The organism is Pseudoalteromonas rubra (assembly GCF_004212645.1).
Classification (GTDB): Bacteria; Pseudomonadota; Gammaproteobacteria; order Enterobacterales; family Alteromonadaceae; genus Pseudoalteromonas; species Pseudoalteromonas rubra_G.
Map to the genome: position 1 here is coordinate 119,425 of NZ_PPUZ01000031.1, position 12,707 is coordinate 132,131.

The 12,707-nt window shown below is 47.5% G+C and carries 14 protein-coding genes; 8 read left to right on the plus strand and 6 right to left on the minus strand.

The features are described 5' to 3' along the window. Positions 1-2: 2 nt before the first annotated feature. From hisH to hisG, 5 genes are read right to left on the minus strand one after another with little or no spacing between them, the layout of a single operon-like run. Positions 3-593, minus strand: a complete 591-nt coding sequence (gene hisH, locus C3B51_RS11310) for an imidazole glycerol phosphate synthase subunit HisH (protein WP_130245110.1) — start codon at positions 591-593, stop codon at positions 3-5. Beyond that, positions 590-1,651 (minus strand): bifunctional histidinol-phosphatase/imidazoleglycerol-phosphate dehydratase HisB, encoded by a 1,062-nt coding sequence (hisB, locus tag C3B51_RS11315; protein ID WP_125718148.1) that lies wholly within the window; start codon positions 1,649-1,651, stop codon positions 590-592. The genes hisH and hisB overlap by 4 nt, the downstream gene beginning before the upstream one ends. Beyond that, positions 1,648-2,712, minus strand: coding sequence for a histidinol-phosphate transaminase (gene hisC, locus C3B51_RS11320; RefSeq protein ID WP_130245111.1), 1,065 nt, complete (start codon positions 2,710-2,712; stop codon positions 1,648-1,650). The genes hisB and hisC overlap by 4 nt, the downstream gene beginning before the upstream one ends. Further along, complete coding sequence (gene hisD, locus C3B51_RS11325; RefSeq protein WP_130245112.1) at positions 2,709-4,001, minus strand: histidinol dehydrogenase; 1,293 nt, start codon at positions 3,999-4,001, stop codon at positions 2,709-2,711. Before hisD ends, hisC begins: the two co-directional genes overlap by 4 nt. A 6-nt stretch (positions 4,002-4,007) precedes the next feature. Then, entirely contained in the window at positions 4,008-4,907 is a 900-nt protein-coding gene (gene hisG / locus C3B51_RS11330) for an ATP phosphoribosyltransferase (protein WP_125718142.1), read from the minus strand. Between the two features lie 348 nt (positions 4,908-5,255). Here hisG and C3B51_RS11335 point away from each other — a divergent pair, with 348 nt between their 5' ends. Beyond that, entirely contained in the window at positions 5,256-5,483 is a 228-nt protein-coding gene (locus C3B51_RS11335) for a hypothetical protein (RefSeq protein WP_130245113.1), read from the plus strand. A 48-nt stretch (positions 5,484-5,531) separates the two neighbouring features. Here C3B51_RS11335 and C3B51_RS11340 read toward each other — a convergent pair whose 3' ends face one another. Continuing rightward, entirely contained in the window at positions 5,532-6,206 is a 675-nt protein-coding gene (locus C3B51_RS11340) for a 2OG-Fe(II) oxygenase (protein WP_130245114.1), read from the minus strand. A 213-nt stretch (positions 6,207-6,419) separates the two neighbouring features. On the opposite strand from C3B51_RS11340, the gene C3B51_RS11345 reads away from it, so the two are divergent. The 7 genes from C3B51_RS11345 (at position 6,420) to C3B51_RS11375 (ending at position 12,688) form a co-directional block, all read left to right on the plus strand. After that, the gene (locus tag C3B51_RS11345; protein WP_130245115.1) at positions 6,420-6,623 is read left to right on the plus strand and encodes a DUF1289 domain-containing protein; all 204 of its coding nucleotides are present in this window, start codon (positions 6,420-6,422) and stop codon (positions 6,621-6,623) included. Between the two features lie 70 nt (positions 6,624-6,693). Then, positions 6,694-6,996, plus strand: a complete 303-nt coding sequence (locus C3B51_RS11350; RefSeq protein WP_130245116.1) for a hypothetical protein — start codon at positions 6,694-6,696, stop codon at positions 6,994-6,996. Positions 6,997-7,091: 95 nt separating this feature from the next. After that, positions 7,092-7,403 carry a hypothetical protein gene (locus C3B51_RS11355; protein WP_130245117.1) on the plus strand — a complete coding sequence of 104 codons (312 nt, stop codon included), beginning with the start codon at positions 7,092-7,094 and terminating at the stop codon, positions 7,401-7,403. Between the two features lie 160 nt (positions 7,404-7,563). Beyond that, the gene (locus C3B51_RS11360; RefSeq protein ID WP_130245118.1) at positions 7,564-9,486 is read left to right on the plus strand and encodes an ATP-dependent DNA helicase; all 1,923 of its coding nucleotides are present in this window, start codon (positions 7,564-7,566) and stop codon (positions 9,484-9,486) included. Further along, positions 9,476-10,162, plus strand: a complete 687-nt coding sequence (tsaB, locus tag C3B51_RS11365) for a tRNA (adenosine(37)-N6)-threonylcarbamoyltransferase complex dimerization subunit type 1 TsaB (protein ID WP_125718128.1) — start codon at positions 9,476-9,478, stop codon at positions 10,160-10,162. The genes C3B51_RS11360 and tsaB overlap by 11 nt, the downstream gene beginning before the upstream one ends. A 47-nt stretch (positions 10,163-10,209) precedes the next feature. Then, positions 10,210-10,497, plus strand: coding sequence for a hypothetical protein (locus C3B51_RS11370; protein ID WP_130245119.1), 288 nt, complete (start codon positions 10,210-10,212; stop codon positions 10,495-10,497). A gap of 145 nt (positions 10,498-10,642) precedes the next feature. Further along, complete coding sequence (locus C3B51_RS11375; RefSeq protein ID WP_240701891.1) at positions 10,643-12,688, plus strand: EAL domain-containing protein; 2,046 nt, start codon at positions 10,643-10,645, stop codon at positions 12,686-12,688. Positions 12,689-12,707 lie beyond the last annotated feature (19 nt).

The window sequence follows — 12,707 nt, forward strand, 5'->3', positions numbered from 1 at the left end:
CCTTATAATTGCCAGTTCAGGAAGTTATTCAGTAATGTTGCACCGACTTTGGCGCTTTTTTCCGGGTGAAACTGCATACCGGCATAGTTGTCTTTGGCAACCACGGCTGAGAAGCGCGTGCCATATTCACTTTCGACCAGTGTACTGGCGTTGCTGGTGTGGGCAAAACTATGGACAAAATACACCTGATCGTCTGGGTTAAGCCCTTGTGTCAGGGGATGTGCCTTGCACACAGACAAGGTATTCCAGCCCATGTGCGGACTGGTTAACTGACCGGTTTCAAGGTAGCTGACTTTGCCGGGAATTTGACCCAGACACTGAACGCTCCCTTCTTCGGTTTCGTCGCACAGCAGCTGCATGCCAAGACAAATGCCCATGAGCGGATTCTGATACTCAGCGATAGCGGTGTCCCAACCCTGGTCGCGCAGGCGTTTCATTGCCACAGAGGCGTGTCCGACGCCAGGTAGCACCGCCCTGTCAAATTGCTTTAGCTTTGCCGGGTCGCGGATCACTTCCGGATTCACACCCAGACGTTCAAAGGCAAAGCGTACCGAGTTGATATTGGCACAGCCCGTGTTAATGATGGCAATCATAAGCACCCCTTAGAGCTTGCAGTTTGCTGGCTGGTATCTTTGGCGATGGCCATGCGCAGCGCTCGCGCAAAGACTTTAAACAAGCCTTCAACCTGGTGGTGGCAGTTGCCTTCGCTGACTGACAGGATCAGGCTGATGTTGGCGTTATCTGCCAGCGACTTAAAGAAGTGTTCAACCATTTGCACATCCAGATCGCCCACTTTTTCGCGACTAAAGTCGGCGTTCAGCACAAATGATGCCCGGCCAGATAAGTCCAGCTGACACTCAGCTTTGCATTCATCCATTGGCAATGCGAAGCCATAACGGGCGATCTGTGACTTAGTGCCGAGCGCTTGTTTCAGTGCTTGCCCAAGAGCAATGCCAATGTCTTCTACCAGGTGGTGCTCATCAATGTGCAGATCGCCGCTGGCTTCTATCGTCAGACCGATGTTTGCGTGAGTGCGAATTTGATCCAGCATGTGGTCGAAAAAGCCAAGGCCTGTACTGATAGATCCGACACTATTTTGGTCGAGGTTAAGTGCCAGACTGATCTGCGTTTCTTTGGTATTACGTTGTACTGATGCCTGACGGTTTTGGGTTGTCAAGCGAGTGACAATTTCAGGCCAGTTGTCATCATAAAGAATACCTTCTATACACAGATTGTTAGCCAGTTCGACATCGGTTTGCCTGTCACCAATCACATAGGAATTTGCAAGATCAACTTTACCGGAGCGCATCAGGCTGGTCAGCAAACCCGTTTTAGGTTTTCGGCACTGACAGTTGTCTTCGTCAAAGTGTGGGCAAATCAACACCTCTTCAAAACGGATCCCCTGACTGGTAAAAATCGCCATCATTTGATTGTGGGGCAGGGCGAAGTCTTCCTCTGGAAAGCTATCGGTGCCCAGTCCATCCTGATTTGAGACCATGACCAGTTTGTAACCTGCGGCTTGTAGCGACAGTAAAGCCGGGATCACATTGGGCAGCAAGGCCAGTTTTTCCAGACTGTCTACCTGTTTGTCCGAAATGGGTTCTTCAATTAATGTGCCATCTCGGTCGATGAATAAATAAGGTGTGCTCATTGTTGTTGTTCTGCCTGTGGTTGTGTCAGCCAGCGTCTGACTTGTTCTAATTCCTGCTCGCTACCAATTGAAATGCGTAACCAATTATCCTCACCGAAGAGGGTAAAGGGACGCATGATAAGACCTGATTGCATCGCCTGTTTAATATCGTTTACTTGCCGTACCTGGACTGTAATAAAGTTGCCTTCGCCAATCATGACTTTGGCAATTTTTTCGGAACCACCAAGTACCTCAGTGAGCTTTTCTTTTGCTTTATTGAGAATACTGACCTGACGGCGCATCTGGGTAATGGCATCCGGAGTCAGCGCTTCTTGTGCGATTTGCGCTACCACCGTAGACACCGGATAAGGGGCGATAACCTTGCGTACTGGTGCAAGTACCTTGGGTGAAGCTAACGTAAACCCGGTTCTGAGCCCGGCCAGGGCAAATGCCTTAGACAAAGTACGTAGTACCACCAGGTTATCGAAATCCGATAACAGGCTCGCTGCGGTGAGTTGTTCACAAAACTCAATATATGCTTCATCGACAATAACCAGTGCCTTGCCTTTGAGGGCAGCTGTAATCGCAGCAATTTTGTCTGTGCTTACCGTTGCGCCGGTCGGGTTATTGGGGTTACAGATAAATACCAGCTTGGCGTTGCCAACAGCGTCTGCAATTTCTGCAGCGCTGCCTTGTTGCAGCAGGCTCTGCTCAAGTGCTGTGATCCCGACATTGTGGGTATCTGCCGTTACTTTATACATGCCGTACGTTGGCAGGAACAAAGCGATTTTGTCTTGTCCGGGTGTACAATAAGTACGCACTAACAGCTCTATGCCTTCATCAGCGCCACGCGTCATTAACACCTGCTCCGGGCTAAGGCCCGCATAACTGGCGTAGGCGTTGATCACCGCTTCGGGCTGTGGATCCGGATAGCGGTTAAGTGCTTCAAAGTTGAGGCTCACACGCCTTGAATAAGGGCTTTCGTTGGCATTAAGCCAGGTTGTGCCGGTAAGCTTTTCGCTCTTAGCTGAACTATAAGCGTTCAGTGAGGCGATGTTTTCAGGTAATTGAATTTGGCTCATGCGTTGTTCTCCAGCCTTATTTTGACAGCATTGGCGTGGGCATCCAGGCCTTCCGCCTCAGCCAGGGGTAAAATGGCCTTGCTTAGCAACTGTAAACCCCCTTTACTGATTGTTTGTTGCGTATAGGTACGATAAAAATCGAGCAGGTTAAGGCTCGAATAGCAACGACTGTAACCATACGTTGGCAATACATGGTTGGTCCCTGACGCGTAATCACCTGCCGATTCTGGCGTGTAGTCACCAACAAATACCGAGCCGGCATTTTTCACTAAAGGCAGATAGGGCTCTGGTTCACCGAGCTGTAAGATCAGGTGCTCCGGTCCGTACTCTGCGCTAACCGCAAACGCCTGTTCCATATCTTCGACCAGAATAAGCGTGCTATTTTCCAGTGCCTGTTTGGCAATATCTGCGCGGTTTAGTTGCAACAACTGACGGTCCAGCTCGCCCTGGACCTCTGTAATAAGTTGTTTGCTGTTACTGAGCAGCAGTACCTGAGAGTCGGGGCCATGTTCGGCTTGCGAGAGCAGATCCGCGGCAACGTAAGCCGGATTAGCGCGCTCATCGGCAATGACCAATACTTCTGAGGGTCCTGCGGGCATATCAATGGCAAATCCTGGAAGCGATTGCGACAGTAGCTGTTTGGCCATTGTTACAAAGGCGTTTCCGGGTCCAAACACTTTGTCTACTTTTGGTACGCTCTGGGTACCCAGCGCCATTGCAGCAACTGCACCAGCACCACCACTTTCGACGATTGTGGTAATGCCGCATTTTTTGGCTGCATATAAAATTGCAGGATCAATGCTTTGTTCACCGTTAACTGGGGTACACAATACAATTGTTTGTGCCCCTGCCAGTTGCGCACAGACCCCTTGCATAAGTACAGAAGACGGCAGTGGTGCACTGCCTCCCGGAACGTACAGACCAACCGCTTCAATGGCTTGATACTTAAGCTCGCATATAACACCTGGTTGTGTTTCGAGGCGTTTTTCTACGGGCACTTGTAGTGCGTGAAATGCGCGAATATTACTATAAGCCTGATCGATTGCCTGTTTAAGTTCCGGTGAAATGGCTCCTTCACTGGCTTGTATTTCTTCAGCGGATACCAGTAACCGGGGCTGAGCACGTTTATCGAACTTGCGGGCATATTCTAGCAAGGCTTCATCACCGTTTAGCTCGACTTCTGCAATGATTTCTGCAACCACTTTTTCCAGTTCATCACTGATAGTGACGGCCGGGCGTTCAAGTGCTGCCTTTTGCTGTGCCTGGTTTGCCTCATTCCAGATAAACATGCGTCGTTACTCCATCATTTTTTCGATTGGCATAACAAGAATGGAGTTTGCGCCGAGGGCTTTGAGCTCTTCCATGGTTTCCCAGAACAGGGTTTCACTGCTGACCATGTGCAGAGCAACATATTCTTCGCTTCCGGCTAGAGCAAGCAAAGTTGGTTGACCTGTCCCCGGCAACAACGCACAGATCTCATCAAGTTTCGCTTTTGGCGCGTGCAGCATAATGTATTTGCTTTCTTTTGCCTGTTTAACACCACGCAAACGGGGCATCAGCTTATTGATAAGTGAGAGCTTATCGTCGTCATTAAGATTGGCGTTTTGGATAAGGCAAGCGTTCGATTCTAAAATGGTGTCGCCCTGCATCAGGCCGTTTGCTTCGAGGGTTGCACCGGTCGATACCAAATCGCAGATGGCGTCGGCAAGACCTGCACGAGGAGCTACTTCTACCGAGCCCGTTAGCATAACGACGCTGGCATCGATCTGCTCTTGTTCAAGGTACTGCTTCAAAATCTCAGGGTATGTGGTTGCTATGCGTTTGCCGTTGAACCAGCTTTTATCCTGCATACCCAGCTCCTGAGGCCAGGCCAGTGCCAGGCGACAGTAACCAAAGTCGAGTTTTGCGAGCTTGCTGACTTCGCTGGGCTGCCCATTACGCTGGCGCTCTGCCTGAGTTTCGACCAGTACATTTTCGCCAACAATGCCCAGGTCGCACACACCGTCCATCACCAAACCCGGAATATCGTCATCACGGACTCTCAGGACATCGATTGGCATATTGGTAGAGTGGGCGATCAGGCGCTGTTCGCGCAGATTGAGTTTAATCCCAAGCTGTTTGAGTAGTGACTGACAGTCCTTAGAAAGACGGCCAGATTTTTGAATTGCAATTCGTAAGCGGTTGTTGGTGTTCATAATTTATTTCCTAAGTTTAAAAACTAAAAGCCCCGAGGGAACCTCAGGGCGAAAATAAATTATGTTGAGTGCTAGTTCGCCGGAGGTTCCTTGAAGGAATAACCCACCAGCGAAATACCTGACAGGTTATCCCGGTGTATGATGGTGATGATGGATAGCTGTCAGTGTAATAAGCATGTCAGATTCTCTTGTTGTTTATCTAAAACGTGACGCGCATCAGGCGCTCAAAATGTATTTATAGATAAACACAGGAGAGGAATTGCGCGCAAGTACTTTTTTGCATAAATTAAAGAATAAATTATAACTGTCGATAATAAAGGCATGAAATACCACGAAAAGAGGTGGGTTATGGATGCATTTAAGCCGTTTCTGGCGCCGATCGTTCGGTTGCAGGTGAGTCATGATGGCCCCTTTAAAGTTGCGGGTGTACTCGACAACCGAATAGAAAAGATTAAGCGTAAAAAATACTTACAGGAAATGGCGCAGAAAAAACATCATGAAGAAGAAGCCCGCAAAGAAAGCGACGATGGTAGCGAGATCGACGACGAAGAACAACATTTGGATACCTGGGCCTAAAATTCTCTCAGGCCCCGGTAAGGTAACTTATCTTCGTTGGCCGCGCTTTTATCTTGGTGGATCTATTTTGCCCGCAATGGAGGTATTGACCCTAAACCAGCCAGCGATAGAGTATCTGTCCCGTTTAGCCGGGAGTACTTCATGAGGGAATTCTTCACTTAAAAACAAAGCAAGCGTGCCGTGTAATGGCACGACTTTTATTCCTTCAAGGTCATTGTCATCCCGATAGAGTACCATTTCACCCCCATCATCATGTGCCCAGCCAGGGTTCAGGTAGGTAACCAGCGAGAGGACGCGGTTGGTCTCGCCCCTGAACGCGTCGTAATGGCGTTTGTAATAACTGCCGCTGGCGTAATGTGCAAAATGGCTTTCAAAAGAAAACAGGCCCATGAACAAGCGACGGTTCAAAAATTGCTGTAACCGACTGGTCCAGTCAAGCCAGCGCTGTCCGGGCTCTGACTCGCCGTTTATCCAGCAAATTTCGTCTGTACGCACAAAATCGTTATGTAAGAAATCATCGCCACGGCCAATGCCGGCATGTTCATACTTTTGCGTACTTAAACTGTGCTGATAGGCCAGTAAGTCATCTGCCAGGTCGCACGGGAGTGCGCCGGGGCGAATGCTATAACCCTGGCTCAGTAAATCATCAGCAATGAGTGAAAACAGTGTGTCATCTGTTGTTGAGTCGTCGTGCCCTGCACGAAAATGAACTAAAGCGGCCAACCTGATTTCCTATATTTAGTCGTATCAAAATCAAAAAGTGTGTCATTAAAGCAAAAGAGAAGAAGTAGTCTTAACCTCATGGCTCTGGGCTTTATGGCTTGCTGCCTGCTTTGCTGTGCGCATAATAGTCATTTTTTGTCAGCTGGCAAGCAAAATATCTTTGCTCGTGTCTAATGGGGTATAATGCCTGGTGCAGTGTGACGGAGTAGATTGATGAGCGTAAACAAAGAACCCAATTCGACACCTGAAAAAGCGGTGCAGGTGCCATCGCCTTGTATCCGCCATTGTTGCCTCGACGATAACGATATTTGTGTCGGGTGTTATAGAACGCTCAATGAAATCATGAAGTGGCAGTCATCCAGCAATGAGCAGAAAAGAATTATCTTACAGGCCTGCGAGAAGAGAAAAGCGCGCTGATGTGTGCATTAATCTATCTGCTGACTGTAAACGGCCTTGAATATTTATCGACCATAAAAATAACAAAGACATGAAGTTAGAAGCAAAGAGTATTAAATTTTTGTCACCGGCGGATGAGCAGAGCTTTTTTGACCGATTAAATGCGTTGTCAGGCGTTAATGATGTCTATGGGCTAGGGTTTTCGGTAGTCATTGATACAAACCAGTCCCTGGACGATGAAGAACTAAAAGAGATCATCGCCCTGTTTTATCGCTACGGCGTTAATATGAAGCAGCTAAAGGCATTTCTGAGTGAAGGCAACAGAATATGGTTTAAGCACAATCAACAGTCATATTGGTATAAAAAGGTATTTGGAAATCGATGCAGTCGATGAGTAGTTTCAACCTGTCTACTAGTTTTTAGAGTGCAGGCAGCCGACAAATAAAAGCTGTTAATAGGGCTGTCTGGTTACGTTTGTGGGAAATAAAATTGGAAATTAACAACTGGTTCGACTTAGTTATCTACGCCCTTTTTACGATAGGGGTTATATTTTTTGGCCTACCGGGTGGCATTTATTATATCCGGGTTTCTTATCTTGCTTATCGGCGCTATGGATTTGGCAAGCTTCCCAAGGGATCACCTGCCGCAGAAATAGCAGGAAATTCTCTTGGAATCTTTCTTATGGGTATATTTCTTATATGTGCCACAGTGTGGTACCTTTTTCTCGATAAAGGAGGGAATTTATTCTATTTCTTCAAAGAGTTGAATGAGTTTTTTCTTGATGCTCAGAGGCCACTTTGAGCAAAAACGGGTATCAAGTCGAAAGCCAGGTAACACAATTCAAAAATTAAGGATTTTGTGCTGCTTTTATGAGATGTAAGTGATAAAGGCGTGCTGACTTGCGCTTGCTCCTTATCCACCATAAAATTGCCTCGCCCAGTCATTATGCAGTGCTTTAATTTTGTCTATCACTCAGTATTTTTCAGAAAACGGTCCCCTGGCTCACCACTTTAGCGGTTATCAGCCAAGACAGCCTCAAATCGATATGGCTGAAGCTATAGATCAGGTGGTTAAAGAGGGTGGACAATGTGTGGTGGAAGCGGGTACTGGGACAGGTAAAACGTTTGCGTATCTGGTTCCGGCGCTTGTGAACGACAAAAAGGTCATTATTTCGACCGGCTCTAAAGCATTGCAGGAACAACTTTACCACAGAGATTTGCCCGAACTACTCAAAGCACTTGGCAAAGGTCGTAAAGTGGCCTTACTCAAGGGCCGGGCGAATTATCTTTGCACTTATCGTTTGAATGAGCATGTAGCGCATGTGCCCAGTGACGACCCTGATGTTATGCACCAGCTGGCGATGGTGGCCAAGTTTGCCACAGAAACCCAAAGTGGCGACCTGGCTGATTGTGTGGGCATTGAAGAAGACGCCAAAGTACTGCCTTATGTTAATTCCACTGCGGATAACTGCTTAGGAAAAGACTGCCCCGACTTTGCAGAGTGTTATATACGTAAGGCAAGGATCAAGGCGGCTGAAGCGGATCTGGTAGTGATTAACCATCATCTGTTTTTTGCCGATATGTCGGTCAAAGAGTCGGGCTTTGCTGAGTTGATGCCAACCGCAGATAGCTATATTTTCGACGAGGCGCACCAGCTGGGTGAAATTGCATCAGATTACTTTGGGGAGTCTATCAGTACCAAACAACTACATGCGCTGATCAATGATTTAAGATTGATTTATCGCAGTGATATACCCGATATGCTGCAGCTGGGCAAAACGCTAAACAAGCTGGAGACCAGTGTGGCTGATCTGCGACTGGTGTTTGGCAGCGATGGTGCCCGTGGTGATTGGCGGGAAAAGCTTCAGGATAAAGTGATCTGCGATGCGCTGCACAGAGTGATCAGCAATCTGGATTTTTTATATCAGGTGCTTAAGTTGTGCCTGGACCGCTCTGATAAGATTGAGCATCCGCTGGAGCGGGTGTTGTCCTTTAAAGGGCAACTCGACAGAGCCTTTGACGTGAGTCTGCCGGGCTTTAGCTATTGGTTTGAAACCACCCGGCGCTTTTTGACCATACACATTACGCCTCTGGATGTATCGAACCGCTTTAAAGACATGATGGCTAAAAGTGAGGCTAGCTTTGTGTTTACCTCGGCCACTTTGTCGGTAGACAACAGCCTGGCGCACTTCAATGCCAGCCTGGGCCTAGAGCCTGACCATCAGGCCATCGTCGATAGCCCGTTTGATTACGAATCGCAGGCGGTGCTTTGCCTGCCTCGTTATTTGCCCGAAACCAAAGATGAAATGATGCCACATGCGTTGGTAAAAATTGCAAAGCAAGTGATCAATGCCGCCAAGGGGCGCACGTTTTTACTCTTTACCAGTTACCGCGTTATGCATCTGGTCTACGAAGGGCTTAGCACCGCAACCGAATATCCGGTATTCATGCAGGGTCAGGCGTCAAAGCGCATTATTCTGGAGCAATTTGTCCGTCATGGTAATGCGGTACTTATGGGCACCGCATCGTTCTGGGAAGGCGTTGATGTGCGCGGCGATACGCTCAGTTGTGTACTCATAGATAAATTGCCGTTTACCTCACCGGATGATCCGTTATTACAGGCCCGAATGAAAGATGCCCAATTGCAGGACAAAGAGCCGTTTGATGAAATTCAGCTTCCGCTTGCCGTTATTGCGCTAAAGCAGGGTGTGGGGCGTCTCATTCGTGATAAGAAAGACAAAGGTGTGCTAATTATTTGCGATAATCGTCTGGTTACGCGAAAATACGGTGAAACCTTTATTAAAAGTTTGCCTCCCATGTCGCGGACCCGTGATCTGGATAAGGCCTTGTCATTTTTAGAGAATATTGACCAGCATGAAAACTAATTTGCTTGCCCTGGATGCTTCAACAGAAGCTCTGAGCCTGGCGTTGTCGTTTAACGGCAACCTTTATCGTCACTTTGAAGAGTGCCCTCAGCAACACAGTCAGAAAATACTCCCTTTAGTTGAGCAGCTGTTTTCTGAGGCCGGTTGTCAGCTCAAAGACCTGGATGGTCTGGTATTCGGTCGCGGACCGGGTAGTTTTACCGGGGTGCGGATCGGGGTGTCTGTTGCACAGGGCCTGGCGTATTCGGGTAATTTGCAATTGGCGGGGGTTTCTACTTTGCAGGCTATGGCGCAGCAGGCCTTTGCACAAACGGATGCTAAACAAGTCCTTGTTGCCATCGATGCACGGATGGGCGAAGTGTATCTTTGTCATTATACCCGCTCAGAAAACAATCAGGCAGTTGCTTTGGGTGATGAAAGCGTGATCAAGCCTGAACTTATTGAAGGGGATTTTGCAGGCGTGCTGGCCGTGGGCACTGGCTGGCAGACTTATTCAGAGGTTGCCGAAAAATTAGCACTCGACGTGCACGACGCTATCACCTTACCACATGCAGAATATATGCTTGAAATTGGCGCTGCACAGTTTGAGTCCGGGCAAGTTGTTAATGCCGCTGACGCTCAGCCACAGTATGTCAGAGATACGGTCACCTGGAAGAAGTTGCCCGGGCGCGAATAACAGGCTAATCTTATATTGGTGTGTTGGGTTTTTAGTGATATTGACTGATGAAAATCAACCAGCTTGTTCAGAATCAGGATACTTATCAGCTGAGGCAGTCGGTTGCTAAACCTGCTGCCAGTGAACCCGTTACGCCTCCCAAACCGAGCGCAAAGCTAAATTTTTCGGATGCCGGCGTTGCACTTGCACAGCAGTACACTGCAGACAAGCGCGACGTTATCTACGACCAACCCAGTTATAAGACCAGTGTCGCTATGCAAGCCTATAGCGCCATCCAAAACCAGGAGCGGCGCAGCGAAGTGCAGTCTTTACTTGGTGTCAGTATTTACGCCTGAACTGCCATCTCTCAATACTATTTTTCATGTTGTATCAGAGCACACGCTCGCTTGAATTTTTTTCAGCAAAAATTTAGTCAATTGATTTGTTTTAATCTGCTTTTGGAGTAATGTTAAAAGAAAATAACAAATTATGGTTACGAGTTTGCTGAACAGATTCAACCAGTTTGCACTGAAACTTTCTTCAAATACGGTTGTTTTGTCACTGCGCGAAGGCTACATCGCGTTGATCCCGTTTTTTATCGTTGCGTCTGTGATCACTCTGCTCAATCAGTGGCTTGGTGATGACTTACATAAATTAAAGTATCAGGCACTGGGTGACTTTAACACTCTGGTATGGGGGATCTTTCCGCTGTTAACCCTGATATCGTTTAGCTACTATCTGTCGAAAAACCTTAAAATCCACACCATCGCAGGCCCTGTTCTGGTGCTTGCCTGCTTCACAGCAACCACAGGTTACATCGAAATTAGCCAGGGAACACTTAGCATAGTGCATCGTAATGGCATGTTGTATTCACTGCTTATGCCAGTCCTTTGCTGCTATTTGCTGGCTTATATCGAGCGAATACGCTGGCTGAGACTGGTTGGAATAAGCTCAATCAGCCTGTTTTTGCGCAAACACCTGAACCTGATCATCCCGTACATTCTGGTTACTGCGATAATTTTACTGGTGATCCCGGTTTTAGATCATTTCGCAGGTCAGCTTCACAGTACCCTAAAACTCCTTAACCCGACCTGGAATGTGTTCGAGAAAGTGTCGGCTCAGCTGATTTTTTCACATTTACTGTGGTTCATCGGTGTGCATGGTGACAATACCTATCACTTGCTGGTTTCAGGGGAGCTAACCGATTATCAGGTGTTACCTCAGCTATCGAGCTATGCCTTTTACACTTGCTTTGTAATAATCGGTGGTACGGGCTGTATTTGGGGACTGATCATTGCCTCATTGCTGCTTAAAAATGCACGTCATGAGCGCAGCATCGCCATGATTGCATCGCCGCTTGCACTGTTTAACATCAGCGAAGTTATGCTCTATGCTTTACCCATTGTATTTAATCCTTATCTGCTGATCCCATTTTTGCTTAGCCCGTTGCTAAATGCATTAATTGCCTACGGCTGTATTTCAACAGGGATGATAGCTTTAGATCCAGCAATGGATATTCCCTGGTTCACACCGGTGTTCGTTAGCGGCTGGCTGCTTACGCAAAGTGTTAGTGGTGTTTTGCTGCAGCTCTTATTAATCGCGCTGAATGCGGCGCTTTATTATCCGTTTTTAAAATTTAACCGGGATCATAATTTATCCGGGAAAGCGCTGGATGTGTTACTTAAGCGATTTACCACAGGCAGGCTGATAGAAGCGGGGGCTGAAAGCTCTTATACCCGCACGCAGCGTGAGGAACAGATCAATGTTCACAGTCTCAAGGAAGTCACTGATGCACTGAACAGTGGCGAGCTGATGCTTTTTTATCAGCCAAAAATAAACCCTTACACTAAGGCGGTGGTAGGCTTTGAAGCCTTATTAAGGCTAAAAGACACCGATGGCAGGGTTCAGGGCCCCTGGTTTTTGGCAACGCTGGAGCAACACGGGCTACTCCACATCATAGATAACTTTGTAATTGACCAATTAGAAGTCGACCTGGAGCACTTTGCACGGGAAGGATTCGGACCCAAAGTAAGCTTTAATATTTCACCACAAAACTTGCTGAGCGGGGGGTACAAACGTATTGTGAAAGCCTTCGCAGATTATCCCGGCCAGGTTGAGGTTGAGTTACTTGAGTCCAGTTATATCGAGGACTTTAATCGTACGGTTGATGTGGTTAATTTATTGCGAGCACATCATATTGCCTGTGCAATGGATGATTTCGGTACCGGGTATTCTTGCCTGTCTGTGTTATCCAAGTTGAATATCGACACCATTAAACTGGACAGAAGCCTTTTGCCCGACAACTACAACTGTAAATCCGTGTCTTTGTATACCAATCTGTCAGAGATGATAGCTAAGCTTGGTTTCAGGCTGGTGGCAGAAGGAGTTGAAACGAAAGAGGAGGAGAATCTGGTAAAGCAGTCGCAGGTGGATTGTGTGCAAGGGTTTCTCTATTACAAAGCCATGCCCATCGAAGAGGCTATGACGTTATTACAGACTCAGACCGAAGCAAGTCAGCAGCAAAATGCCGCCGACCAGTCAGTATGAATAGGCGGGCCCCATGTTT